This window comes from Rhodobacter lacus (genome assembly GCF_042683065.1).
In the GTDB taxonomy this organism is placed as follows: Bacteria; Pseudomonadota; Alphaproteobacteria; order Rhodobacterales; family Rhodobacteraceae; genus Rhodobacter; species Rhodobacter lacus.
Genome location: NZ_JBHUIX010000005.1, coordinates 123558 through 146507 on the forward strand (window position 1 = coordinate 123558; position 22950 = coordinate 146507).

General features: G+C 66.2%; 25 protein-coding genes, 2 tRNA genes and 1 other RNA gene. 13 read left to right on the top strand and 15 right to left on the bottom strand.

What is annotated here, in order from left to right:
- Positions 1–3 precede the first annotated feature (3 nt).
- On the top strand, positions 4–1311 hold the full coding sequence (locus tag ACFSM0_RS05655; protein ID WP_377388189.1) for an NAD(P)/FAD-dependent oxidoreductase: 1308 nt from the start codon (positions 4–6) through the stop codon (positions 1309–1311).
- 92 nt (positions 1312–1403) lie between these two features.
- Positions 1404–2588 (top strand): DegT/DnrJ/EryC1/StrS family aminotransferase, encoded by a 1185-nt coding sequence (locus ACFSM0_RS05660; RefSeq protein WP_377388191.1) that lies wholly within the window; start codon positions 1404–1406, stop codon positions 2586–2588.
- Between the two features lie 157 nt (positions 2589–2745).
- On the opposite strand, the gene ACFSM0_RS05665 is transcribed toward ACFSM0_RS05660, so the two are convergent.
- Positions 2746–3165, bottom strand: a complete 420-nt coding sequence (locus ACFSM0_RS05665) for a CoA-binding protein (protein WP_377388193.1) — start codon at positions 3163–3165, stop codon at positions 2746–2748.
- A 199-nt stretch (positions 3166–3364) separates the two neighbouring features.
- A complete protein-coding gene (gene rlmB, locus ACFSM0_RS05670; RefSeq protein ID WP_377388195.1) occupies positions 3365–4147 on the bottom strand; it encodes a 23S rRNA (guanosine(2251)-2'-O)-methyltransferase RlmB in 783 nt (260 codons plus the stop codon).
- A gap of 124 nt (positions 4148–4271) precedes the next feature.
- Between rlmB and ACFSM0_RS05675 the strand changes: the two genes are divergently transcribed.
- Positions 4272–4355 (top strand) — tRNA-Tyr (locus ACFSM0_RS05675).
- A 361-nt stretch (positions 4356–4716) separates the two neighbouring features.
- Here the strand turns inward: ACFSM0_RS05675 and ACFSM0_RS05680 are convergent.
- Positions 4717–5709, bottom strand: coding sequence for a DUF6976 family protein (locus ACFSM0_RS05680; protein ID WP_377388197.1), 993 nt, complete (start codon positions 5707–5709; stop codon positions 4717–4719).
- A 12-nt stretch (positions 5710–5721) separates the two neighbouring features.
- Positions 5722–5931: a hypothetical protein gene (locus ACFSM0_RS05685; protein ID WP_377388198.1), complete on the bottom strand. Its 210-nt coding sequence runs from the start codon at positions 5929–5931 to the stop codon at positions 5722–5724.
- A gap of 136 nt (positions 5932–6067) precedes the next feature.
- On the opposite strand from ACFSM0_RS05685, the gene ACFSM0_RS05690 reads away from it, so the two are divergent.
- Positions 6068–7015, top strand: coding sequence for a 1-phosphofructokinase family hexose kinase (locus ACFSM0_RS05690; RefSeq protein ID WP_377388200.1), 948 nt, complete (start codon positions 6068–6070; stop codon positions 7013–7015).
- Between the two features lie 538 nt (positions 7016–7553).
- Complete coding sequence (pdxY, locus tag ACFSM0_RS05695; protein WP_377388202.1) at positions 7554–8402, top strand: pyridoxal kinase; 849 nt, start codon at positions 7554–7556, stop codon at positions 8400–8402.
- 188 nt (positions 8403–8590) lie between these two features.
- On the opposite strand, the gene ACFSM0_RS05700 is transcribed toward pdxY, so the two are convergent.
- Positions 8591–8667, bottom strand: a tRNA-His gene (locus ACFSM0_RS05700).
- Between the two features lie 127 nt (positions 8668–8794).
- On the opposite strand from ACFSM0_RS05700, the gene ACFSM0_RS05705 reads away from it, so the two are divergent.
- On the top strand, positions 8795–9022 hold the full coding sequence (locus ACFSM0_RS05705; RefSeq protein WP_377388204.1) for a DUF6324 family protein: 228 nt from the start codon (positions 8795–8797) through the stop codon (positions 9020–9022).
- Here the strand turns inward: ACFSM0_RS05705 and ACFSM0_RS05710 are convergent.
- Positions 9006–9449: an MmcB family DNA repair protein gene (locus ACFSM0_RS05710; RefSeq protein ID WP_377388206.1), complete on the bottom strand. Its 444-nt coding sequence runs from the start codon at positions 9447–9449 to the stop codon at positions 9006–9008. The two genes, ACFSM0_RS05705 and ACFSM0_RS05710, sit on opposite strands and share 17 nt — an antisense overlap.
- A 110-nt stretch (positions 9450–9559) precedes the next feature.
- On the opposite strand from ACFSM0_RS05710, the gene ACFSM0_RS05715 reads away from it, so the two are divergent.
- A complete protein-coding gene (locus tag ACFSM0_RS05715) occupies positions 9560–9910 on the top strand; it encodes a DUF6404 family protein (protein ID WP_377388208.1) in 351 nt (116 codons plus the stop codon).
- A 46-nt stretch (positions 9911–9956) separates the two neighbouring features.
- Positions 9957–10114, top strand: a non-coding RNA gene (ssrS, locus tag ACFSM0_RS05720) — 6S RNA.
- Between the two features lie 299 nt (positions 10115–10413).
- Here ssrS and ACFSM0_RS05725 read toward each other — a convergent pair.
- The 5 genes from ACFSM0_RS05725 to ACFSM0_RS05745 form a co-directional block, all read right to left on the bottom strand.
- Positions 10414–10761 carry a hypothetical protein gene (locus ACFSM0_RS05725; RefSeq protein WP_377388210.1) on the bottom strand — a complete coding sequence of 116 codons (348 nt, stop codon included), beginning with the start codon at positions 10759–10761 and terminating at the stop codon, positions 10414–10416.
- A 173-nt stretch (positions 10762–10934) separates the two neighbouring features.
- Positions 10935–11435: a transcription antitermination factor NusB gene (gene nusB, locus ACFSM0_RS05730; RefSeq protein WP_377388212.1), complete on the bottom strand. Its 501-nt coding sequence runs from the start codon at positions 11433–11435 to the stop codon at positions 10935–10937.
- The gene (locus ACFSM0_RS05735; protein ID WP_377388214.1) at positions 11432–11983 is read right to left on the bottom strand and encodes a 6,7-dimethyl-8-ribityllumazine synthase; all 552 of its coding nucleotides are present in this window, start codon (positions 11981–11983) and stop codon (positions 11432–11434) included. The genes nusB and ACFSM0_RS05735 overlap by 4 nt, the downstream gene beginning before the upstream one ends.
- Position 11984: 1 nt before the next feature.
- Positions 11985–13118: a 3,4-dihydroxy-2-butanone-4-phosphate synthase gene (ribB, locus tag ACFSM0_RS05740; RefSeq protein ID WP_377388216.1), complete on the bottom strand. Its 1134-nt coding sequence runs from the start codon at positions 13116–13118 to the stop codon at positions 11985–11987.
- On the bottom strand, positions 13115–13705 hold the full coding sequence (locus ACFSM0_RS05745; protein WP_377388218.1) for a riboflavin synthase: 591 nt from the start codon (positions 13703–13705) through the stop codon (positions 13115–13117). Before ACFSM0_RS05745 ends, ribB begins: the two co-directional genes overlap by 4 nt.
- Before the next feature lie 219 nt (positions 13706–13924).
- On the opposite strand from ACFSM0_RS05745, the gene ACFSM0_RS05750 reads away from it, so the two are divergent.
- The 3 genes from ACFSM0_RS05750 (at position 13925) to ACFSM0_RS05760 (ending at position 18467) form a co-directional block, all read left to right on the top strand.
- Entirely contained in the window at positions 13925–15205 is a 1281-nt protein-coding gene (locus ACFSM0_RS05750; protein ID WP_377388220.1) for a capsule biosynthesis protein, read from the top strand.
- Between the two features lie 89 nt (positions 15206–15294).
- Positions 15295–16428, top strand: a complete 1134-nt coding sequence (locus ACFSM0_RS05755; protein WP_377388222.1) for a polysaccharide biosynthesis/export family protein — start codon at positions 15295–15297, stop codon at positions 16426–16428.
- Positions 16428–18467 (top strand): capsular polysaccharide biosynthesis protein, encoded by a 2040-nt coding sequence (locus ACFSM0_RS05760; protein WP_377388224.1) that lies wholly within the window; start codon positions 16428–16430, stop codon positions 18465–18467. Before ACFSM0_RS05755 ends, ACFSM0_RS05760 begins: the two co-directional genes overlap by 1 nt.
- On the opposite strand, the gene ribD is transcribed toward ACFSM0_RS05760, so the two are convergent.
- From ribD to ACFSM0_RS05775, 3 genes are all read right to left on the bottom strand, one after another.
- Complete coding sequence (gene ribD, locus ACFSM0_RS05765) at positions 18464–19558, bottom strand: bifunctional diaminohydroxyphosphoribosylaminopyrimidine deaminase/5-amino-6-(5-phosphoribosylamino)uracil reductase RibD (protein WP_377388226.1); 1095 nt, start codon at positions 19556–19558, stop codon at positions 18464–18466. The two genes, ACFSM0_RS05760 and ribD, sit on opposite strands and share 4 nt — an antisense overlap.
- Positions 19555–20022, bottom strand: a complete 468-nt coding sequence (gene nrdR / locus ACFSM0_RS05770) for a transcriptional regulator NrdR (RefSeq protein WP_377388228.1) — start codon at positions 20020–20022, stop codon at positions 19555–19557. The genes ribD and nrdR overlap by 4 nt, the downstream gene beginning before the upstream one ends.
- Positions 20023–20191: 169 nt before the next feature.
- Entirely contained in the window at positions 20192–20536 is a 345-nt protein-coding gene (locus ACFSM0_RS05775) for a hypothetical protein (RefSeq protein WP_377388230.1), read from the bottom strand.
- Between the two features lie 60 nt (positions 20537–20596).
- On the opposite strand from ACFSM0_RS05775, the gene ACFSM0_RS05780 reads away from it, so the two are divergent.
- Both ACFSM0_RS05780 and ACFSM0_RS05785 read left to right on the top strand, forming a co-directional pair.
- Complete coding sequence (locus ACFSM0_RS05780) at positions 20597–21973, top strand: sensor histidine kinase (protein ID WP_377388232.1); 1377 nt, start codon at positions 20597–20599, stop codon at positions 21971–21973.
- A complete protein-coding gene (locus ACFSM0_RS05785) occupies positions 21966–22547 on the top strand; it encodes a response regulator transcription factor (protein ID WP_377388234.1) in 582 nt (193 codons plus the stop codon). The genes ACFSM0_RS05780 and ACFSM0_RS05785 overlap by 8 nt, the downstream gene beginning before the upstream one ends.
- A gap of 2 nt (positions 22548–22549) precedes the next feature.
- Here ACFSM0_RS05785 and ACFSM0_RS05790 read toward each other — a convergent pair whose 3' ends face one another.
- Entirely contained in the window at positions 22550–22900 is a 351-nt protein-coding gene (locus tag ACFSM0_RS05790) for an H-type lectin domain-containing protein (RefSeq protein WP_377388236.1), read from the bottom strand.
- Positions 22901–22950: the final 50 nt, after the last annotated feature.

Sequence of the window (22950 nt, forward strand, 5' to 3'; positions counted from 1 at the left end):
CGCATGAACCTGCTCTTTGCCAATGACCGTCCGGGGTATTACCCGGCGAGCTTTTATGCCGACACACGCGATGCCGCGCCCGCACGCCCGGCCCTCAAGGGCGAGATCCGCGCCGATGTCTGCGTGGTGGGCGCGGGCTACACCGGGCTTTCTGCCGCGCTGCATCTGGCGCGCGCGGGCCGGCGCGTCGTTGTGCTTGAGGCGCATCGCGCGGGCTTTGGTGCCTCCGGGCGCAATGGCGGGCAGATCGGCTCGGGCCAGCGGCTCGACATGATCACGCTCGAAAAGATGATGGGGCGGGCGGTTGCCTGCCGGCTGTGGGACATGGCCGAGGAAGCGAAGGTGCTCACCTATGCGCTTGCCGCCGAGGCGGGCGTGCCAACCCATCGCGGCATTGCCCATACCGCGCGCAAGGCCTCTGAGCTGCGCTGGCTCACCGAAGAGGCCGAGCATCTCGCCACCCATTACGGCTACGACAAGATCGACCTTCTCGACCGCGCCGCCACGCAAGCGCTGATCCCCTCGCCGCGCTTTATCGGCGCCGATTTTGACCGCGATGCGGGCCATGTGCATCCGCTCAACCTTTGCCTCGGCCTCGCACGGCTGGCGGAGGCCGCGGGCGCGGTGCTTTACGAGATGTCGCCCGTCACCCAGATCGCGCATGGGGCAACCGCCAACGCCCCGAGCCGGGTGGAAACGGCTGCGGGCCATGTGATCGCGGATCAGGTGATTCTGGCCGCGAACGGCTACCTCGACCGGCTTGAGCCCGAGATCGCCGCCCGCGTGATGCCGATCAACAATTACATCGTCGCGACCGAGCCTTTGGGCGCGCGGGCGCAAGAGGTCTTCACCCGTGACATCGCCGCGCATGATCTGAAATTCGTGGTCAATTACTGGCGCCTGCATGAGGATCGGCTGATTTTTGGCGGCGGCGAAACAGTGAGCTACCGCTTCCCGCGCGATATTGCCGCCAAGGTGCGCAAACCGCTCGAAGAGATCTATCCGCAGCTCAAGGGCGTGCGCCTGACCCATGCCTGGGGCGGCACGCTCGCGATCACCGTGAACCGGATGCCCTGCTTCCGCCGCCCCGCGCCCAATTGCCTCTCGGCCTCGGGCTTCTCGGGGCATGGCGTGGCGCTCGCCATTCACGCCGGGCGGCTGATGGCCGAGGCGACCACCGCCACGGGCGATGGCTTTGACGTGATGGCCTGCCTGCCCCAGCCCGCCTTTCCGGGGGGAACGCGGCTGCGCTGGCCGCTGCTCGTCGCCGGGATGGGCTGGTTTTCGCTGCGCGACCGGATCGGGCTCTGAGCGGCGCTCGGTCGCGTCGCCAAAGTTTCACTTGGCCTTCCTCTCCCGCGGGCCTAAAGCTTTCCCGAATGTCACATTCAGGAAAGCTGAACATGCCCCGTGATGGACTGACCGCCCCCAACTGCTACGACGCCGAACCGATCCCCGAGGCCGCTCGCGCCGAGATCGAGCGGCTGCTCTCTTCGGGCGACCTTTTCCGCTATACCTCCGAAAATGCGCCGGTCTCGCAGCTTGAGGCCGAATTTGCCGAAATGATGGGCGTGCGCTACGCGGTTTGCGTGGCCTCCTGCTCGGCCGCCCTGTTCCTCTCGCTGAAGGCGCTCGACCTGCCGCGCGGTGCGCGCGTGCTCGTGCCTGCCTTCACCTTCGCCGCCGTGCCCTCTGCCATCCTGCACGCCGATTGCACGCCGGTGCTGGTGGAAGTGGGCGAGAATTTCCGCATCGACCTTGAGGATTTCCGCGCCAAATTCGACGACACGATCGCGGCGGTGATGATCAGCCACATGCGCGGCCATACCTCGGATATGGATGCGATCATGGCGCTTGCGAATGCAAGGGGCGTGCCGGTGATCGAGGATGCCGCGCACAGCCTCGGCACGCTCTGGCACGGGCAGAAAATCGGCACCATCGGCAAGATCGGCTGTTTCAGCTTTCAGAGCTACAAGCTTGTGAATGCGGGCGAAGGCGGCGTGCTGGTGACGGATGACCCCGAGCTTGCCGCGCGCGCGATCATCATGTCGGGCGCCTATGAGCATAACTGGAAGAAACATCCGGGGCTGCAAAACAGCTTCCATCACTGGCAAAACAAGCTGCCGCTCTACAACACGCGGATGCAAAACCTCTCGGCGGCGGTGATCCGCCCGCAGCTTGCCGAGGTGCCGCGCCGCGTGCGCGACGGGCTGGCGAACCATGATTACGTTGCCACAAAACTCAACGAGAGCCCCTGGCTCGACGTGCCCCCGCCGCTTGGCCCCGAGACCCGCGCGCCCGACAGCCTGCAGTTCAATCTGGTCGGAGACTGGAGCGATGCCGAAGCGCTGCGGCTGCAAGACGAGGCAAAGGCGCGCGGGATCGGCGTGCAGGTGTTTGGCCTCTCGCAAGACAATGCCCGCGCCTACTGGAACTGGCAGTTCCTCGGCGATCTCCCCGATCTGCCGAAGACCCGCGCGATGCTGATGCGCGCCTGCGACACGCGGCTCCCCGCGCGCCTCACCCGCCCCGAGCTTGAATTCATCGCCGAAGCGATCATCGAGGCGGCCGCCGCGGTGAAGGGCTGACCGGGGCGGGGGGCGCTGCCCCCCGTCGCGTGCCGCGACTCCCCCCGGGATATTTAGGCAAAGTCGAAGACGAGGCTTTTGCCTTCGACTTTGTCCAAATATCCCGGGGGGTGAATTTGGCGCAGCCAAAGAGGGGGGCAGCGCCCCCCTAGCGCGCTCACATTCCGAGCCGCGGCCGCTCGATTTTCGGGCAGCGGTCCATGACCACACGCTTTCCCACCGCCCGGGCGGCCACCGCTGCGCCCTCATGCACCACGCCGAGTTGCATCCAGATCGTGCGCACCTCGCCGCGATGCGCGAGGATCTCGGCCACGAGCGCGGGCACCGCTTCCGGGGCGCGGAAGATATCGACCATATCCACCGCGATCTCGCGCGGGATCTCTTTCAGATCTGCATAAACCCGCTCGCCCAGATGCTCCTGCCCGGCAAGACCGGGATTGACGGGAATCACCCGATAGCCGTGGCTCTGCAAGAACGCCGCGACTTCGTGCGAAGGGCGGTCCGGCCGGGCCGAAAAGCCCACCACGGCGATGGTTCTGGTTTCTGTGAAGATCTCGCGCAGATCATCATCGCTCATGGCACCCTCCGGCGGAAAAAACGCCCGAACCACAAGGGTCCGGGCGTGAAAGTGTGGAACGAGGGACAGTGACTTGGCGCGCAGCGGTTCCGAAGCTGCGCGGCATGAGTGAGACATAGGTTTGTAAAACCCGCGTTAAAGGGTCGCGGCGCGCAAAAGGCGCGCAATCGCCTGATCGTGAACCTCGCGGAGGCGCCCGTCAGCGCGCGGCCGCCGCATAAAGCGCAATCGCCGCCGCATTGGAGACGTTGAGCGAGCCGAAATCGGAGGCAAAGGGGATGCGCACGAGCATGTCACAGGTGTCGCGGGTCTTTTCGCGCAGCCCCGGCCCTTCGGCGCCGAGCACGAGCCCCACGGGCCGCGAGCCGGCCTGCGCGAGCCCTTCCGCCAATGTCATCTGCGCCTCACCGGCAAGGCCCATAAGCACGTAGCCCATCTCTTGCAGCTCGCGCATAGCATCCGAGAGATTCACCACCCGCAGATAGGGCTGGCGCTCAAGGGCACCAGAGGCGGTTTTGGCCAAAGCTCCGGTTTCGGGGGCGGAATGGCGGTGCGGCGCGACCACGGCGCGCGCGCCAAACACCTCTGCCGAGCGCAGGATCGCGCCAACGTTATGCGGGTCGGTCACCCGGTCCAGAAGCACCACAAGCGGCGCCCCCGCGCCTTCGAGGGCAACATCGCCAATCTTGCCCCAATCGAGCGGCTTCACTTCGAGCGCGGCGCCCTGATGCACCTGATCGGGGCCGAGCGGCACCTGGGAATCGAACTTGCGCGGGTCGATGATCTCGGGCGCGAGACCGCCCGCCGCAATCGCCGCGCCCAGCTTGTCGGCGGCATTCTTCGTCAGAACAAGGCGCAGCTTTTCGCGCGCGGGGTTCATCAGCGCGTCACGCACCGCATGCAGGCCAAACAGCCACAGCGTCTCGGCCGCCGCCGCGCGCTTGGCGCGTTCCTTGTCGATCACCCAGGACGGTTTTTTCATCGCATGCTCCTGTTTCGCTCTCTGTGCGCTGCCGGGCCGATTTTGGCAAGCGCAGCCGCAGCCGCGCACAGGTGAAAAACCTGCTTGACGCCCCCCGGCCCCTTCGCTACACCCCGCCCTCGTCGGGTGACGAGCTGCAAGGTGCGGCAGCGGACTGTAACTCCGCCGGGGAGACCCACGCCTGGTTCGATTCCAGGGTCACCCACCACCGCCTCATTCATGGCCAAGATCAAGGCTTCCAGAGGTGGTGGTGGAACCGCGACAGAGGCTTTGCCATCTCCCTGATCCTTGAAACCTGCGACCTGGCGGCAGCTGATGTTTGTGACCGTCGACCGGATCGCGCCTGCGGCGGCGCGCCATGCACCGATGCGACGGGCGCTACTGTGACGGGCAGCACGCACGCAGGTCTGGCGGTTCGAGGCGCGCGGCAAAACAAATCCCGGCGCAAGGGCCTGAGCCGTCGCGCCGGGGCAGGCCCCGGAAAGAGACCTTGTCCGATGGCCGGGGTGCGGTACGCCGCCCCCCGAAGCCACTTGAGCGTCCGCACGGGCAAGCCGCGCGGGCCGCGGTCAGGCGGCGGTGTCGTTGATGTCCATGCGCACCAGAGTCTGGTTGAGCAGGATATAGGCGATTTCGCCGAAAGTGACCGGGCCAGTGAACCCGCCGGTGCGCTGACCTTCCAGTTCGCCGTAGAGATAGTTCAGGATGCAGTTGCACGAATACTGGCCTTCGCCCGCATCCCCCGCGCCCTGCGCAAAGGCTTGCGAATACGAACCGAGCGCATTGGCCATGCGGTATTCGACGCCTGCGACCACGGGCGCATAGAACTTGACCTCGCCCGTCGTGGTATCGACCGACTGGATCGATACGTTGACAAGCGCGCCCGCGTAATTCGCAACGAGCGGCAGGCGGGTATCGATCTTGGCGTCGCTGATGTAATCGGCAAGCTGCACCTTGGTGCCGTTGACCATCGCGGTCCGGGCCGCAAAGCCGCTTTCGTCAAACACGAAGCTCAGTTTCGCGTCGTCGCCCTGCGCGAAGATATTGAGGATGTCGAGGTCGATCGAGGCACCTTCGGGCAGCGCGACATGCAGCAGCACCGCGCCCTCGTCATGGCTGATGCCGGTGGTGCCGTCGAACACCTTGGGCGCGCGCTTGCCGATCTCGTCAAGATGGACGCCGGTGATCCAGCCCGCGAGCGGCTGGTCGAAAAGGCCCGGATAGGTCTGGCCATCCACGGCGAATTGCGAATGCGCCACGGAAAACGCGGGGATCATGATCATCGTCACGCCGCCCGGCTTGTAGCCCGCGGAAATGCCCGGAAGACCCTTCACATCAACATGGCGCGGCGTGGCGCCGACAGCGGCATCGATCGTGGTGCAAAACAGGCGGTCACGCACCACCGCGCCACCGGTTTCGGTGACGAAATAGACCGTGGTGCCGCCGATCCAGGCGCCCTTGGGCAATTGCGCGAGCAGCGTTTCATCGCCCGCGATCACCATCACATCGCCGGCTTCGATTCGGCTCGAGACCTCGGAAACGGTCAACATTTCGTTTTTCATCGTTTTCTCCGGTCAGAACTTCGCCACATCGGCGACGGCAAAGGGATTCTTCGTGACGAAATCGCGCAGCTCGCTCACTTTTGTGGCCAGCGCGCCGGGCACATCGGCCACTTCACGACGCAGCCGCGAAATCAGGATCCGCGTCGCCAACGACGCCGCCGACAGATCAGAGTTACTCGTAAGGACCCGCTTCCAACGCGGATCGGACACATCAGGAATCATCCAGACCTCCAAAACTTCCTAGAATAAATAAACATCTAGATCTTAATAACCGGTTTCGGCCCTTCCCCCGGCGGGGCGAACCTGCAATGTTGGCGCTAAAGACTCCCCGGGCCAAAGCTCACCGGAAAGGCAAGGCATGACAGCGATTCTCACCGTCACCCTTAACCCAACTGTCGATCTTTCCATTTTTGCCGATACCGTCGCGCCCGAGCGCAAATTGCGCTGCACCCGGCCCGACACAGATCCCGGCGGCGGCGGGCTCAATGTGAGCCGGGCGATCTCTGCCCTTGGGGGCCATTCGACCGCCTTTGTGGCCCTTGGCGGGCCGATCGGCGACAAGGTGATGCATCTGCTCGCCGAGCAGGGAATCGGCCTTGCCCCCTTCCCCGCGCCGGGCGAGACGCGCCAGAGCCTCACCGTCACCGATGCCGCGACCGGGGCGCAATATCGCTTCGTGATGCCGGGGCCGGAATGGAGCGCCACCGATGTTCGCAAGGTGCTCGACCGAATCGCGAAAGCGGCCCCCGAGAACGGCATTGTCGTGCTTTCGGGCAGCCAGCCGCCCGGCGTGCCGGATGATTTTCCCGCCCGGCTCGCAACGAAAATCGCGCGCACGCGGGCACGGTTCTTTCTCGACACCTCCGGCAAGGCGCTGCATCAGCTCCTTGTCGCGGGGGCGCAGCCGGTCGATGTGCTGCGCATGGACGACCTTGAGGCGGAAGACCTGGCCGGGCGGGCCCTCCCCACGCGCAGCGACAGTGCCGATTTTGCGCAGGAGCTGGTGCACAGGGGGATCGCGCGCGCGGTGGTGGTGGCGCGCGGCGCCGATGGCAACGTGCTCGCCACCGAGACCGAGCGCTGGGTCGCGCAGGCGGTGCCGGAGCAAGTGATCTCCAAGGTCGGTGCCGGCGACAGCTTCGTGGCGGCCTTCACGCTCAGCCTCGGGCGCGGGCTTGCGCTCCCGGAGGCGCTGCGCTGGGGCGCGGCGGCGGCGGCGGCGGCGGTGATGACGCCCGCCACGGATCTGTGCACCGAACGCGACGTGAAACGGCTCTTGCGCAGCTCCACGCTCGCGCCGCTCTGACCGCCCCGCCTCCAGATCCCGCGGGATCATCGGGGCGGAGGTGGCGCCTGCGGCGTGATGCGTTCAGGGCGGGGTTCGGCGTTCGCGCCGGCCCCGTAGTTGCTTTGCAACCATTCTGCTGGCGCTGGCGTGCTGTGGGCGCCCCGTCGCGGGCTTGGGCGCAACCTCGACGAGACCCAGCGGGATCTGGCGCCTTCGGTCACGTTCCGCATCGCGGCGCGGCATGCCATATGCCATCGTCTCTTCGCCACCGAGAAATGGGCGACACCTGCGCGCCCTCCCCCATGTCCGCCCCGGATCTGTTGCCCCGCCGCCTTCGAGGCCATTCTCGATCGGGCACGGAGCAGATGCGGGCGCCCCGCCGCGATGCCCCTCTGCGTCCGGCGGAGCCTCGCCCGAGGCAGAACCGGCCTGCGGGCCTTGCATCGGGGCGCCAAGGGGCCTTATGTGACGTTATCGCCCCGCCGCGCGCCGAGCCCCCGGGCCCCGCGACCGTTCCCGGCCCGGGCAAGAACCGGTGCAAAGGACCGCGCGGCAAATGACCCCCCCTCCGTTCGTGATCTCGATCCAGAGCCAGGTCGTGTTCGGCCATGTCGGCAATTCCGCCGCCCTGTTCGCAATGCAGGCCGCCGGGCTCGAAGTGGCGGCAATCCCGACCGTGGTGTTTTCCAACACCCCCGACTATCCGACCCTGCGCGGGCGCGCGATGCCCCCCGAGTTCTTCTCTGACCTATTGCACGGCGCGCGCGAACGCGGGCTGGCGGAGCGCGCCGATTATATCCTCACGGGCTATATCGGCTCGGTCGAGGTGGCGGAAATGATTGCCGATTACGTTGCCCAAGCGAAGGCCGCGAACCCGCAGCTCCTCTATCTCTGCGATCCCGTTTTGGGCGATTCGGGCCCCGGTCTCTATGTGCCCGAGGCGATTGCAGGCGTGATGCGTGACCGGCTGCTGCCGCAGGCAGACCTTGCCACCCCCAATCCATTTGAACTGGGCTGGCTGACCGGCCTTCCGGTTGCCACGCTCGAGAACATCAAGGCCGCAAAAGCCGCCCTTTCGCTCGCCCCCTCGGCGACGCTGCTCACCACGGGCTGCGCGCTGGACGATACGCCCCCGGGCCAGATCGAAAGCCTTCTGATCGGCCCCGACGGGGTGAGCCGGCATCCAACCCGACATCTGCCGATCGCGCTTCCCGGAACGGGGGATCTGTTTGCCGGGCTGATCCTTGCGGCCCTCGGCCGGGGACGCGGGCTCCCGCAGGCGGTCGAATTTGCACAGGATCTGACCGCGCGGGCGCTCGCCCATGCCGCCAGGCTCGGCGCGGGCGAGGTGGTGCTGACCGAACCGGGCTTCCGCCGCGCCCTCCTCAGCCTCGAGGCAAGCTGACTGGCGCGAATCTGCCCGCCGCGAATCTGCCCGCCCATCCGTTTGCGTTGCACGAAAGCGGCGCAAGGCCTGGCCCGGCAAAACATGACCGCCCTTCTCGGGCGAGGCGTCGGCTCCAAGCTGCGGGCGTTCGATGCCTAGCCGGGCGTTGCATTGCCAGGGCGAAACTGTGCGACTGTCGGGGGGAGTGGTACCGCCTCCCCGGCTCGAACGGGGGACCTCTGGATCCACAATCCAGCGCTCTAACCAACTGAGCTAAGGCGGCACTGAGGGGCGTTTAGCTTCTGGCGCGGGGGAATGCAAGAGGGAAGCCGCCGCATAAATCATCGAAGCGCTTGCCCCGCCGCCCCGCTTTGGCTAGGCCGGGACGAGAAGCCGCAACGGAGGCGCAAATGGGGATCAACGACGAAAACGAGATGGCGGGCGATCTGCAGATCGGGCCCACCGATCAAGGCATGGTGCGGATCTTCGTATCGGGCGAAGGGTTTGAACTTCCTTTCGATTTTGACCCCGAAGAGGCCGAGGAAATCGCCGAGGAACTGGTTGCCGCGGCGGAGGCTGCGCGCGAGATCGCCGCCGGCGCAAAACCGAAAGGCGCCAAGCCTAAAGGAAAACGCTGAGCCCGGAAGGATCTTGCCCGGCAAGGCGCAGGGCCGCGGTGCGGGCGAATCCCTGCGTGACAAGCTTGCGGCGCGCGGCCGCAAGCTTTGTTTCCGGTGCCATGCGAAGGATCTCTCCGCCAAAACGATCCGCCAGGATCACCCCGGTCTCCACGGGCAGGATCTCGGTCGGAAAATCGCTCTCCACCGCCCAGAAGAACCGATCCGCATAGGCCAGATACCCCTGCCATTTGCGGTCCGAGGTGAAATCGGCGCGCGAGGATTTACACTCGACCACCCAGATCTCGCCCTTGCGCCCGAGCGCCATCACATCAACGCGCAGCCCCGGCTTTGGCACCACCTCCGGCAGGCAGGCAAAGCCGTGCTCCATCAAACAGCGCATCACGCCGCGCGCAAGAAGTTGACCGGGTGCGAGGTCCTTTGCCATGGCGCAACCATGAACGAAGAGAGAACATTTGTCGAGTGCGTCATTGCGGCATTTGACGCCGCGCAGGCAGAGCGCGAGGCTAAGAGGGTAAAGATCTCAAAGGTTAGGCCATGTCCGAGCACGAACGCCGTCTTGCGGCCGCGCAAGCCGAAATGAAAGCCGCAGGCCTTTCGGCGCGGCCGTTGAGTCATGCCGCCATCCGGCTGATGCAGATGGTCGGAGAAGAGCCGCGCCCCTGGCCCTACCTGCCGCTGCACCTGCGGCTCATCGCCTATGGTCTGCCCTTCGGTCTGGTCTGGATTGTCGTGAATATCGTGTTCGGCTGGCGCGGCATCCTCGACGATCCAACGATTTTTCTGACCTCGACACTGCTCGGCATTCCCATCTACACCCTGCTGATGGGGCTGATCGAGCAGCAGCGCTGGTGCCGCAAAGGGTTGAGCCGCTGGGAGGAATTGTAACGCCCCCCCTTGCCGCGAGGGCGGCCCCATCCTATGTGAGCCGTGGCGGTTACTGCTCTTCGCGTAAACGGGGCCTTTTTCCAGTGGCCGATAACCATTCCTGAGGGAGCTGGCTCTGCCCTGGCCCTGGCCTGGGTACCTGGCGCCCACCTGACTTGTCAGGCTCTCGGGAAATCTCGCCCCTACGGTCGCTGCGGTTTCCGCCACCACCTCCCCAAAGCTCCCCACCTCGTCGCGCCGTCTTGAAGCAGGCCTCGCGCGCGCAGGGCCCGAAACAGCGCCTCCCTGGCCGAACGTGGCAGATGACGCCGCAAGCCCCCGGGCATCGGGCGCCCCCATGTCTTTCATCGTCGCCCCTGCCTTCGACTTTGCTCAAATATCCTGGGGGGTCCGGGGGGCAACGCCCCCCGGCGGGTCGTCTCGGCCCTGCCGAGACGAAACCCGTCTTCTCCGCAAAACGAAAAACCCCCCGCCGAGGCGAGGGGCTTTCGTGTCCGGAGGGTTCAGTACAGTTTCTTGACGATCTTACGCTTGGATTTCTGCTCGACCGGCACCGGAATGGCGACCATGTCGAGGGGCATGTCAAAGCGCGCAATGGCGTCGCGCTTGCCACCACCGCGCGGCGGCTCCTTATCGGCCATCGCCATCACCGAGATGCCAAATTGCACCCCCGCAAACACCAGCGTGTTGAACACGAAAAGAAGCGCGATCGCGATATAGCCGATGTCGGAGGTCAAAATCAGGTGCCGCAAATTCGCGACATTGAAGCCAAGCAACATCCCCACAAAGGCGGCAGACAGAAGCGCCCCAAAGATCACGTTGCGGATGTAGAGACGCACCAGCTCCGGCATGTCGATTCCTCCAGCTTTGGAATCAGTCTAGCGCGAAATTGGAAGATTCCTACCGAAATTTTGGCATTTTGCCGCAGGCCTGTCACAGAAGATCGCGAAACTGGCATGTTTGCGCCGAATGCCCCCGCCCGCAGCAACGCCCAGCCCGATCTCAGCCAGATCTCAGCCCGATCTCAGAACGCCTCGGGCCGGATCTCGCGCGCCATGTGGTCGAGCACCGCATTGACGAATTTCGGCTCGCGCCCCGCGGGGAAAAACGCGCGCGCGACCTCGACAAACTCGGTGATCACCACCTTGATCGGCGTTGCGGGGTTGACCATCTCGGCCCCCGCAGCCCGAAAGAGCGCCCGCAAGACCGGGTCGATCCGGTCGATCGGCCAGGTGGCCACCAATGCGCGGTCGGTGGCCTGGTCCACCCGCGCCTGCCACATCACCGCATCGTCGAGAAGGCGGCGAAACAGCGAAGGATCGGCCTCGGAAAGCTCTTCCCCCTCATCTTCGGTGATCATGCCGAAGCGGAAATCCTCGAACTCGCGCGCGACCCGGTCCACCCCCTGCCCCGCAGCCTCCATCTGAAAGAGCGCCTGCACGGCATAAAGCCGCGCGGCAGAGCGCATGCGGCGCTTTTCCTCGGCAGAGAGCTTTTTCGGGGTCTCGGGGGCGGTGTCGGTCATGCGCGGCTCGGTCCTTCGGTCTCACCGGCGATGCGGATCTCTTCGCCTGCGGGGCGGAAGCCGATTCCCTTCGTCCGGGTGGCCCATTTGCGCGAGAGCGCGACAAGATGCAAGGCCGCAGCAGCGGCCCCACCGCCTTTGTCCTGATCCGCCGGGTCGGCGCGGACTTCGGCCTGGGGGCGGTTTTCCACCGTCAGGATGCCGTTGCCGATGCACAGCCCCTGCAGGCCAAGAAGCGTGAGGCCGCGCGAGCTGTCATTGCAGACCGTGTCATAATGCGTGGTCTCGCCCCGGATCACGCAGCCAAGCGCGACATAACCATCATAATCGGCCATCCGCTCGGCCATGCCGATCGCGGTCGGGATCTCCAGCGCGCCGGGCACCTCGATGATATCGACACTCGCCCCCACCTTTTCGGCGGTGGCTTTCGCGCCCGTGATCATGTTGTCGGCGATGTCCCGGTAATAGGGGGCAACAACGATCAGGAGCTTCACCGGCCTGTCAAACGCGGGCAACGGCAAAACGTAATGGCTCTCGGTCGCGGCCATCTCAATAGCCCCGCGTTTCTTCGATGATGAGCCCGTAGCCTTCGATGCCAACAAGCTTTGGTTTCGGCGAATTGGTGAGCAGCTTCAGATGCGTGACCCCGAGCGCAAGCAGGATCTGCGCGCCGAGCCCGTATTGGCGCAGCGTCTGGGGCGAGGCCTCGCCCGGCATCACCATCTTCGCGGAGGTTTCGCGCAAGAGCACCACAACGCCCCGGCCTTCGGCGGCAATCGCCTCCATCGCGCGGCCCAGATCCCCCACTTTCGAGGCATGGAGGCCAAGCACATCGGCGAGCGGGTCAAGCGCATGCATCCGCACCAGCACCGGCTCAGGCGTCGAAATGTCGCCCTTGGTCAGGATGATATGTTCCGCGCCCTCGGTCTGGTCGGTGAACACACGCATCGACCAGTCGCCACCATGCACCGAATGCACCGGGCGCTGCGCGCTTTCCCGCACAAGGCTGTCATGGCGGCGGCGATAGGCGATCAGGTCCGAGATCGTGCCGATCTTGATGTTGTGCATCTGCGCGAAGGCGATCAGGTCGGGGAGCCGCGCCATCGTGCCGTCTTCGTTCATCACTTCGCAGATCACGCCCGAGGGGTTCAGCCCCGCAAGGCGCGAGATGTCAACCGCCGCCTCGGTATGGCCCGCGCGCACCAGCACGCCGCCCTCGCGGGCGCGCAGCGGGAACAGGTGGCCCGGGGTGGCAATGTCTTTGGGCCCCTTGGTCGGGTCGATCGCCACCGCAACGGTGCGGGCGCGATCATGCGCCGAGATGCCGGTGGAGATCCCTTCGCGCGCCTCGATCGAGACGGTGAAGGCCGTTTCGTGGCGCGAGGAATTGGCCGAGGCCATCAGCGGCAGGCCGAGAGACTCGATGCGGTCTGCGGTCAGCGCAAGGCAGACGAGGCCGCGGCCATGCTTGGCCATGAAGTTGATCGCATTGGGTGTGGCCATCTGCGCGGGGATGATCAGATCCCCCTCGTTCTCGCGATCCTCATGGTCCACGAGAATGAACATCTTGCCGTTGCGCGCATCTTCGATGATCTCGTCGATGGTCGAGATCGCATCGTGATAGCTTTGCTCCACCGGGCCGGGTTTGTCGTGTGCGCCGGACTTGTCCACCGGGTTCGTCATGCCTTCCACTCCGTCAGCCGCGCAACGTACCGCGCGAGCGTATCAATTTCCAGGTTGACCATGTCGCCCACCTGCGCCGTGCCAAAGGTTGTCACGGACTTGGTATGGGGAATGATGTTGATGCCGAAAGTGCTGCCATCCACTTCGTTGACGGTGAGCGAGCACCCGTCAAGCGCGACGGAGCCTTTCGGCGCGATGTATTTGGCGAGCGTGTCCGGCGCGCGGAAAGAAAACCGGGTGCTTTCGCCCTCGTCCTTCATGGCGATGATCTCGGCCACGCCATCGACATGGCCCGACACGATGTGACCGCCAAGCTCGTCGCCCACTTTCAGCGCGCGTTCGAGGTTGATCCGGCCGCCGAGCGTCCAGGCGCCGATATTGGTTTTGGAGACCGTCTCACCGGAGATCTGCACATCATACCAGTCCGCCCCGGTGGCGATCACGGTGAGGCACACCCCCGCATGGGCGATGGAGGCGCCGATCTCGACGCTGCTCATGTCATAGCCCGAACGGATGCGGGCCCGCAGGTCGCCCGTTTTCTCAAGACTGACGATCTCGCCCAGATCGGTCACGATTCCGGTGAACATGGCTTTTCCTCTGCCTGATTTGCTTCTGCCTAGCTCGCACGCGCCCCGCACGCAAGGCTTGCGCCCGACGCATGAGTGCACAGGACCGGCGCAGAAATGCGTCCGAGCGTCGCGTTTGCCCCGGTTTCCCCCCTCTGCCCCCGGCGCGCCATCATTTCGGCGTGACAGCGCCCCGCGGCCGCGCCACAAGAGGGAACCAGACTGAAAGACCCGCCCGCGATGACTGCCCCCCGCACGTTTTTGATGCTGCAAGGCCCGCACGGGCCGTTTTTCGCGCGGCTCGGGCGGATGCTGCAGGCGGCGGGGGGCGCGGTCTGGCGCGTCGGCTTCAACCGCGGCGATCAGGCGTTCTGGCCCGACAAGGCGCATTACCTGCCCTTCACCGGCACGCTCGCAGACTGGCCCGCAGCGCTGGAAACGATCCTTGCCGACAAAGCCATCACCGATCTCGTGCTTTATGGCGACACAAGGCCCGTGCATGCGCAGGCGATTGCGGCAGCCCAGGCGCGCGGGCTGAGCGTGCATGTGTTTGAAGAGGGCTATCTGCGCCCCTACTGGATCACCTATGAGCGCGGCGGCGCCAACGGCCATTCGCGCTTGATGCACACGAGCCTTGCGCAGATGCGCGCGGCGCTGGCGCAAAGCCAGATCGACTTTCCCGATGCGCCGCCGCGCTGGGGCGACACGCGCCAGCATATCTTTTACGGTGCGCTCTATCATTTCTTCGTGCTGGCGATGAACCGCGCCTATCCGGGCTTTGCGCCGCACCGCGGGGTCTCGGTGCTGGCCGAGACCCGGCTTTACTTCAAACGTCTGATCGGCATGCCGTTTCAGGCGCTTGAGCGCAGCATTGCCACGGCGCGGGTGCGGCTGACCGGGCATCCGATCCATCTTGTGCTGTTGCAGCTTGAGCATGATGCCTCGATGCAGATGCATTCGCCCTTCCGCACGCAGGCCGAATTCATCGACCTGGTCACCGCAGGCTTTGCCGAAGGCGCGCCCCGCCATCACCACCTTGTGTTCAAGGCCCACCCGCTGGAAGACGGACGCGCGCCGCTGGCCGAGCGGATCCATGCCGCCGCCGCGCATCACGGGCTCACCGGGCGGGTGCATTTCATCGGTGGCGGCAAGCTCGCGGCGTTGCTCGCGCAGGCCCGCTCTGCCGTCACCATCAATTCGACCGCCGGGCAACAGGTGCTCTGGCGCGGGCTGCCGCTCAAGATCTTCGGCCGCGCCGTTTATGACAAACCCGAATTCGTCTCCGCCCAGCCGCTCGCCGCCTTCTTTGCCGCCCCGGCCCGCCCGGACACACGCGGCTACCGCGATTACCGCCACTATTTGCTGGAAACCTCGCAAATTCCGGGGGGATTTTATTCCGCGCGCGGTCGGCGCATCCTGATGCGTCAGGTGGTGGACATGATGCTCGCCCCGGAAGACCCCTATGAGGCGCTCGTCACCGGAAACGCGGCACCGCGGCAACAGTTGCGCTTGGTGACCTGATCGAGGGCGCGGATAACGATGGATTTTTCGGCATTCTCACGCTACCTTTGCGTGAAACAAAACGGCAATCCCGAAGAGGAGCCCGAGCAGTGACGACAAAACTCCCCCGCAGGGCCCTTGTGCTGGGCCTTTCGGCGGCCGTTCTGGGGACGGCTTCCTGTGGCCTGCCGCGCTCCGGGCCGAACAAGCGCGAGATCTTTTCCGGCTCCGTGATGCGGCAGGGCGATGCCTTCGTCGTCTCTGTCAATGACCATGTTGCACGCGCCACCGCGGTGCAGCCTGCGCTTGGCTTTTCCTCTGAGTTCCAGCGCGCGGGCGTGATCGGCTCGGATACGATCAACCCCGGCGACACGCTGATGCTGACGATCTGGGAAAACGTCGACAACGGGCTTCTGGCGCCGCAGGGTGCCTCTGCCACCCAGCTCTCCGAAGTGCAGGTGGATGGCGCGGGCAATATTTTCGTGCCTTACGCGGGCAAGATCAAGGCGGCGGGCAACTCGCCCGACGCGCTGCGCAAGATCATCACCGAAAAGCTCGATGCCCAGACCCCGGACCCGCAGGTGCTCGTGACCCGCGCCGCAGGCGATGGCGCGACCGTTTCGATCATGGGCTCGGTCGGCGGTCAGGGCGTCTATGCGATCGAGCGCCCCACCCGCACCCTTTCCGCGATGATCGCGCGCGCCGGCGGCGTCACGATCAAGCCCGAGATCGCCAAGATCACGGTCAAGCGGGGCGGCAAGCAGGGCACGGCCTGGCTCACCGATCTTTACAAGAACCCGCGCATGGATATTGCGCTGCGCCCCGGCGACGTGATCTTGGTGGAAGAAGACACCCGCGCCTTCACCTCGCTCGGCGCGACCGGTGCGCAGGCGCGCGTGCCGTTTGAAACCCAGACCCTCTCCGCGCTCGAAGCCCTCGCCATTGTCGGCGGGCTGCAAACCAACCTCGCCGATCCGACGGGCGTGTTCGTTCTGCGCAACGAGCCCGTCGAGATCGCCTCGGTGGTGCTCGGCCGCAATGATCTCGTGGGCGATCAGCGCATGATCTATGTGCTCAACCTGACCGAGCCGAACGGCATGTTCATGGCACGTGACTTCGTGATCCGTGACGACGACACCGTCTATGTGACCGAAGCGCCCTATGTGCAGTGGCAAAAAGCGCTCTCCGCGATCACCGGCTCGGCCGCCAGCGCGAACTCCATCTCTACGCTCGCCGGAAATTGATGCCGGAGGCGAGGGGGCATGCGGCCGCTGCGGGAAGCCCCCCGCGGCGGCTCTTTTCCTATACCCTCGGCTTCTGGCGCGATCCGCGCATCGCGGCGATCTTGCGCGCCTCGGGCTACACGCTCCATCTCGGCCGCCCCGGCCCCGAGGACCGGGTTGTGGTCTGGGGCCGCTCCCCCTATGCCGCGCGCGGCGAGCGGGTGGCGGCGCGCCTTGGCACCGGGCTTGTGCGCGTGGAAGATGCGTTCCTGCGCTCTGTCCATCCGGGCCGCGCCCGCGGCTCCGGCGGCCCGCTCGGGCTGCTGATCGACCCGGAGGGGGTGCATTTCGACGCCTCCTGCCCCTCGATGCTCGAGCGCCTTGCCGCCCGCGCCCCCCTTGATGACACCGCGCTTCTGGACCGCGCCCGCGATGGCATCGCCCGGCTGCGCGCGTCCAACCTTTCGAAATACAACGACTTCGACCCGGATCTCGCCCCGCCGCCTCCGGGCTATGTGCTGGTGATCGACCAGATCGCGGGCGATGCCTCGGTGCGGTTTGGGGGCGCGACCCCCGCCACATTCCGCGAAATGCTCGCCGTCGCGCAGATCGAGAATCCGGGCGCGCGGATTCTCATCCGCACCCATCCCGAAAGCCGCGCCGGGCTGCGCCCCGGCCACTACACGCCTGCCCATGAAGATGCGCGCACCCGGCTTTACGACGCCCCCGTCTCGCCCTGGGCTTTGCTGGAAGGCGCAGTGGCAGTCTATACCGTCTCCTCGCAGATGGGCTATGAGGCGATCCTTGCGGGCCACAAGCCGCGCGTTTTCGGCCAGCCCTTCTATGCGGGCTGGGGGCTGACGCAGGACGAAAATCCGGTCGCCCGCCGCCACCGCCGCCTCACCCGCGCGCAACTTTTTGCCGTGAGCCATATCCTCGCGCCAAGCTGGTATGACCCCTGCCGCGCGCGGGCCTGTTCGTTTGAGGAGGCGGTGGATCAGCTCGAAGCCGAGGTCCGTGCGTTCCGGGAAGACCGGTTTGGCCATGTCGCCTCCGGCATGCGGCTGTGGAAACGCGGCGCGCTGCAGGCGTTCTTCGGGCGCGAACAGCGGCTGCAGTTCATCGACCCGCCCCAGCGCGCCGCCAGAAGCGCTCAGCAGAGCGGGCGCGGGCTCCTGATCTGGGCAGGCAAGGAGCCCAAGGGGTTCAGCGCCCCCGCGCGCCGCGTCGAAGACGGGTTTTTGCGCTCGAAAGGGCTCGGCGCCGATCTGGTGCCGCCGCTCTCGCTCGTCACCGATCGGCGCGGGATCTATTATGACCCGACCCGGCCCTCCGATCTGGAAGCCCTCATTGCCGCGCCGCTGCCGCCCGGAGCCGCACCGCGCACAAAGCGGCTGATGGCGGCGCTGCGCCGGGCAGGCTTGTCGAAATACAACCTTGGGGGCGATCTGCCCGATCTGCCCCAAGGGCACCGGATTTTGGTGCCCGGGCAGGTGGAAGACGATGCCTCGATCCGCCTCGGTGCCGGCAGAACTTGCACAAACCTTGCACTTTTAGAGCTTGTGCGCCGCCATAACCCGCAATCACTTGTTCTTTTCAAACCTCACCCGGATGTCGAGGCGGGGCTGCGCCCCGGCGCCATTCCAGAGCAAGAAGCGCTGCGCTACGCTGACGCAATCTTGCAGAAATCAAACCCGATCGCGCTGATCGCGGCGGTCGATGAGGTCTGGACGATGACCTCGCTTCTGGGTTTCGAGGCGCTGGTGCGCGGCACGCCCGTCACCACCACCGGCGCGCCCTTCTATGCCGGATGGGGGCTCACCCGCGATCTTGGGGAGATCCCGGCGCGCCGCGGCGCGAAGGTCAGCCTTGAGCAGCTCGCCCATGCCGCGCTCATCGCCTATCCACGCTATTACGATCCGGTCTCGCGGCGCCCCTGCCCGCCCGAGGTGGTGCTCGAACGGCTCGTCAAGGGGCCCCTGCCCCGGCCCGGAGGGATCAATCGGCTGCTGGCCAAGCTGCAGGGCCTGCTTGCGAGCCACGCCGGGCTCTGGCGTTAGTCGTCGCGGCGCCAGCGCGCCAACACATCCCCGCCGATCAGCTGCACCTCCGCAAGCCGGTAGCGCGGCGCCTCTGCCAGCCGCTCAAGCCCCAGCGCGCCAAGGCCGGGCCGCGCATCCGCGCCGAGCACAAGGCCCGCAGTAAAACCGATCAGCTCATCCACCAGCCCCGCCGCCATGAGGGCCGCGGCAAACTGGCCGCCCCCCTCACAAAAGACGCGCGTGAGCCCGCGCCCGGCCAGCGCCGTCATCAGCGCGGCAGGGTCGAGCCCGGCAGGTGTCTCGGGAAGTTCGATCATCTCGGCGCCCAGATCCGCCCAATAGGCACGCGCCTCGACGGGCGCTTCGGCGCCATGCGCAAGCCAGAGCGGCGCGGCAGAAAGGGAGCTTGCCAGCCGGTCACGCGGCAGATCGAGCCTGCGCGCCGCAATCACCCGAACCGGCGCGCGCAGCGGCGTGAAGGCACGCACGGTGAGCAGCGGATCATCGGCGCGCGCCGTGCCGCCCCCGACCAAAACCGCATCGAAGCGCGCGCGCAAAGCCTGCACGCGGGCGCGGGCTTCCGGGCCGGTGATCCATTGGCTCTCGCCATTCGCCAGCGCAATCCGGCCATCGAAGCTGGCCCCGAGCTTCAGCGCAAGCCACGGACGATTATGAGAAATCCGGCTCAGGAACCCTGCCTGAAGCGCGCGCGCCTCGGCCTCCATCACGCCGGTGACAACCGCGATGCCCGCCGCGCGCAGCATCGCATGCCCCTTGCCCGCCACCCGCGGATCCGGGTCTTCGAAGGCCGAAACCACCCGCGTGATGCCCGCCTCGATCAGCCCCAGAGCGCAGGGCGGCGTGTGGCCAAAATGCGCGCAGGGCTCAAGCGTGACATAGGCCGTGGCGCCCCGCGCCGCCGCCCCGGCCTGATCGAGCGCGCGGCGTTCCGCATGGGGCCGCCCGCCCGGCTGGGTCCAGCCGCGCCCGACGATCCGGCCCGCGCGCACGATCACGCAGCCCACCGCCGGATTGGGCCAGACAGTGCCGAGCCCGCGCGCGGCAAGGCTCAGCGCCAGCCGCATGAAGCGGCCGTCGGCCTCGTTCACTCGGCTTCTCCGCCTTGCGGGCGCAGCTCGGAGACGAATTTGTCGAAATCGTCAGCCGCCTGGAAGTTCTTGTAAACGCTGGCAAAGCGCACATAGGCCACGGTGTCGATCCGCGCCAGCGTCTCCATCACGATCTCGCCGATGGAGCGCGAGGGGATATCCGTCTCGCCCGAGGATTCCAGCCGCCGCACGATACCGGAGATCATCTGGTCGATCCGCTCCGGGTCGATCGGGCGCTTCTGCATGGCGATGCGGATCGAGCGCTCAAGCTTGTCGCGGTCGAAATCCTCGCGCCGCCCGGAGCTTTTGATCACCACGAGATCACGCAATTGCACCCGCTCATAGGTGGTGAACCGGCCCCCGCAGGCCGGACAAAACCGCCGCCGCCGGATCGCCACGTGATCCTCCGCCGGGCGGCTATCTTTCACCTGAGTATCGACATTCCCGCAAAATGGGCAGCGCATCGCGTCCCCTTTCTTCCTGTTCCCGCCTCATGTTGGGGTCTGACGCCCCGGTTATCCACAGACTATAGGAGGGAACCGACAGCTCGGGTAGCGAAAATGTGACGCTACCAGATGCTGGGGCCGGGGTGTGGCGGCGCGGACTCAGGCACCGCCCCTGACCGCTGGCCGATCACCCCGCCGGCGCGGGCGCAGGCCGCGCCTCGGCCCGGCCGCGGGAATAAACCGCAAGGCATTCAGGCATCACCTGCATCACCTCGATTTCATGCGCGAGCGCGGCATCGACCTTCTCGGCGGACATCGGTCCAACCTTCTGCCCCGCCGGGGCGCGCGTGCCATCCCCTTTGCCGGTGATCAGGGAGAATTGCCCGTCTGCCTCGGTGGCGACATAGGCAAAGCAGGTCCCGCGCTGGCTGATTTTGGGGGATTTGGGGTCGGCGACCATCCCCTCGACGCAGGCGGAGAGCGCCAGCGGCAAAAGCAGGATCAGGGCGGGGGCGAGAGCGAAACGCGGCATCGAAACCTCTTGAAGAACCTTGCGCAACGGTAGCAGCCTGCGCCGCTGGAGCAAGGGCCAATGCAGCCGCGCCACCGCATGCGGTTGCCCCTGCGGCGGCGTTACGGCATTGTCGCCCCGCAATCCGCCGCAACCCTGCGAGACCCGATGCAGATGCCCGCCCCCGCCGCGCCAGCCCCCGCCGCCCCGCCCCCCCGGCATGGCGAGACGGCCTGGTTGCTTGTGCAAATTCGCTGGGTGGCGCTTGTGAGCCTGATCGCCGCCACCACTTATGCGGTGCGCGTCCTTGGCATTGCGCTCCCGGTCGAACAGATCGCGGTGGTGGTGGTGCTTTTGGTTTTTTACAACCTCGTCACCGCGGTCTCGGTGCAACGCTTCACCAAGCTGCCAGACTGGATCATCGTCCTGCAGCTCGCGTTTGACACCGGGGCGTTGACGGCCTTGCTCGCGCTTTCGGGCGGGGCCTCAAGCCCGTTTCTGATGCTGCTGGTGGTGCCCCCGCTCCTTGCGGTTTCGCTTTGCGCACCCTTCTCGGCGCTTCCGATCTACCTTCTGAGCAATGCCGCGATGTCATGGCTCGTCACCCGCTCGGCCCTCGCGGCAGAGGCCACCGCAGCCGCGCCGACGGGGCTGTTTCTGGCCTTCGTGCTCACCTCCACGCTGATGGTCTGGTTTGTGCTTCGGCTGCGGCTCAACATGGCCGCGCGGGAGGCGGCGATCGAGGAGTTGCGCCGCGCCAAGGCGGAGGCAGATCAACTCGTCGGGCTTGGGCTTCTCGCCTCCGGCATGGCGCATGAACTTGGCACGCCGCTCACCACCCTTGCCGTCACCCTCGACGACTGGGCCGAGATCGGCCCGCCCGAAGGTGCCGCGATGAAGCCCGAGCTGAACCGGATGATCGCGCAACTCCACCGCTGCCGCGCCATCGTCTCGCGCACGCTTCAGGCGGCGGGGCGTGAGCGGCTTGAGGCGGCGGCGGATGTGGCTGCGGAAGCCGAGATCCGCCGCATCCTTGCCATGTGGAGCGGCTCGCGCGGGCGCGCCCGCGTGCCGCTCACCGCCAGCGCCACGCTGCGCGGCGCGCGTATCCTGACCGCGCCGATTTTCGAGGCCGCGCTCGTCAACCTGCTCGACAATGCCGAAAGCGCGGCCCCGGGCACGCTCTCGGCACGCCTCGAAACCGAGGGCCAAAGGCTGATGCTGACCCTCGCAGACCGGGGGCCGGGCTTTCCGGAAAGCGTGCTCGCACATCCGGGCGCGCCCTTCCTCTCCGGCTCGGGCATGCCGGGGCGCGGCCTCGGCCTTTTTCTTGCGCGCAATGCCATCGACCGGCTGGGCGGCCGGATGGATTTGCGCAATACACCGACGGGGGCCGAGGTCCAGCTCTGTCTGCCCGTGCTCGACCGCGCCCCCTCCGAGGAGATCCGCCGTGACTGACCCCGCCATCGACCCGCGTTGCCTGCTGATCGTCGAAGATGATCCGCATCTGGCCGAAACCCTTGCCGGGGCCTTTGCGCGGCGCGGCTATGAGGTGCATGCCGCAACGCGCGAAGAGGCGGCGATCGGGCTCGCCGGGCGGTATGATTTCACCCATGCGATTGTCGATCTGAAGCTCGCCGAAGGCTCCGGGCTCGGGGTCGTGAAGGCCTTGGGCGAAAAGGATGATCCGCCCGCAACCGTGGTGCTGACGGGCTTTGCCTCGATTTCCACGGCGGTGGAGGCGATCAAGCTTGGCGCAACACAATATCTTGCCAAGCCCGCCACGGCGCGCGAGATCGAGGCCGCCTTTGGGCATCGGGCGGGCATGGCGATGCCCGAGATCGAGGCGCCGCAAATCGGCGTGAAGGCGCAGGAATGGGAGCTGATCCAGCGCACCCTTGCCGAGACCGGGTTCAACATTTCCGAAACCGCGCGGCGGCTCGGCATGCACCGGCGCACGCTGGCGCGCAAACTTGCCGCCCATCGCGCCGCGACCGAGGGGGGAGAGATGAAAGACGACGCCGATCTCTGAGCTCAGAGGATCTCCCAGTCATCCTCATGCGCGCAGCCACCAATGGCGAGCCAATCGGCGCGCACACGGGCAACCCGCGTATCACCCCAGGTGCGGAACACGATCACAAACCCTTCAAGCGTGATCATATCGGCCGAAATATCCATGCGCGGGTTATGCTTCTGGTCGATGTCCCACATCGAGAGCGAGACCTGCACGGCGGGAAGCGCGCGGAACGGCTCGTCAAACACCACAGCGCGGCGCAATTCACGCGGGCCTTCGCCCGTCCACATCACACCGCCATCCTGAAAATCGGAAAAGAGCACGATTGAGCCCTGTGCGATCCCGATCCGCGTCGAGGAGAGTTTCTGCATGCGGTCCGCTCGTTTTTCCAGTTCCTTCCGCTCTTAGTATGGCCGGGAAC

Coding starts and splice junctions, on each gene's coding strand:
- ACFSM0_RS05655 (WP_377388189.1), top strand. CDS start 4: ATGAACCTGCTCTTTGCCAATGACCGTCCGGGGTATTACCCGGCGAGC.
- ACFSM0_RS05660 (WP_377388191.1), top strand. CDS start 1,404: ATGCCCCGTGATGGACTGACCGCCCCCAACTGCTACGACGCCGAACCG.
- ACFSM0_RS05665 (WP_377388193.1), bottom strand. CDS start 3,165: ATGAGCGATGATGATCTGCGCGAGATCTTCACAGAAACCAGAACCATC.
- rlmB (WP_377388195.1), bottom strand. CDS start 4,147: ATGAAAAAACCGTCCTGGGTGATCGACAAGGAACGCGCCAAGCGCGCG.
- ACFSM0_RS05680 (WP_377388197.1), bottom strand. CDS start 5,709: ATGAAAAACGAAATGTTGACCGTTTCCGAGGTCTCGAGCCGAATCGAA.
- ACFSM0_RS05685 (WP_377388198.1), bottom strand. CDS start 5,931: ATGATTCCTGATGTGTCCGATCCGCGTTGGAAGCGGGTCCTTACGAGT.
- ACFSM0_RS05690 (WP_377388200.1), top strand. CDS start 6,068: ATGACAGCGATTCTCACCGTCACCCTTAACCCAACTGTCGATCTTTCC.
- pdxY (WP_377388202.1), top strand. CDS start 7,554: ATGACCCCCCCTCCGTTCGTGATCTCGATCCAGAGCCAGGTCGTGTTC.
- ACFSM0_RS05705 (WP_377388204.1), top strand. CDS start 8,795: ATGGGGATCAACGACGAAAACGAGATGGCGGGCGATCTGCAGATCGGG.
- ACFSM0_RS05710 (WP_377388206.1), bottom strand. CDS start 9,449: ATGGCAAAGGACCTCGCACCCGGTCAACTTCTTGCGCGCGGCGTGATG.
- ACFSM0_RS05715 (WP_377388208.1), top strand. CDS start 9,560: ATGTCCGAGCACGAACGCCGTCTTGCGGCCGCGCAAGCCGAAATGAAA.
- ACFSM0_RS05725 (WP_377388210.1), bottom strand. CDS start 10,761: ATGCCGGAGCTGGTGCGTCTCTACATCCGCAACGTGATCTTTGGGGCG.
- nusB (WP_377388212.1), bottom strand. CDS start 11,435: ATGACCGACACCGCCCCCGAGACCCCGAAAAAGCTCTCTGCCGAGGAA.
- ACFSM0_RS05735 (WP_377388214.1), bottom strand. CDS start 11,983: ATGGCCGCGACCGAGAGCCATTACGTTTTGCCGTTGCCCGCGTTTGAC.
- ribB (WP_377388216.1), bottom strand. CDS start 13,118: ATGACGAACCCGGTGGACAAGTCCGGCGCACACGACAAACCCGGCCCG.
- ACFSM0_RS05745 (WP_377388218.1), bottom strand. CDS start 13,705: ATGTTCACCGGAATCGTGACCGATCTGGGCGAGATCGTCAGTCTTGAG.
- ACFSM0_RS05750 (WP_377388220.1), top strand. CDS start 13,925: ATGACTGCCCCCCGCACGTTTTTGATGCTGCAAGGCCCGCACGGGCCG.
- ACFSM0_RS05760 (WP_377388224.1), top strand. CDS start 16,428: ATGCCGGAGGCGAGGGGGCATGCGGCCGCTGCGGGAAGCCCCCCGCGG.
- nrdR (WP_377388228.1), bottom strand. CDS start 20,022: ATGCGCTGCCCATTTTGCGGGAATGTCGATACTCAGGTGAAAGATAGC.
- ACFSM0_RS05775 (WP_377388230.1), bottom strand. CDS start 20,536: ATGCCGCGTTTCGCTCTCGCCCCCGCCCTGATCCTGCTTTTGCCGCTG.
- ACFSM0_RS05780 (WP_377388232.1), top strand. CDS start 20,597: ATGCAGCCGCGCCACCGCATGCGGTTGCCCCTGCGGCGGCGTTACGGC.
- ACFSM0_RS05790 (WP_377388236.1), bottom strand. CDS start 22,900: ATGCAGAAACTCTCCTCGACGCGGATCGGGATCGCACAGGGCTCAATC.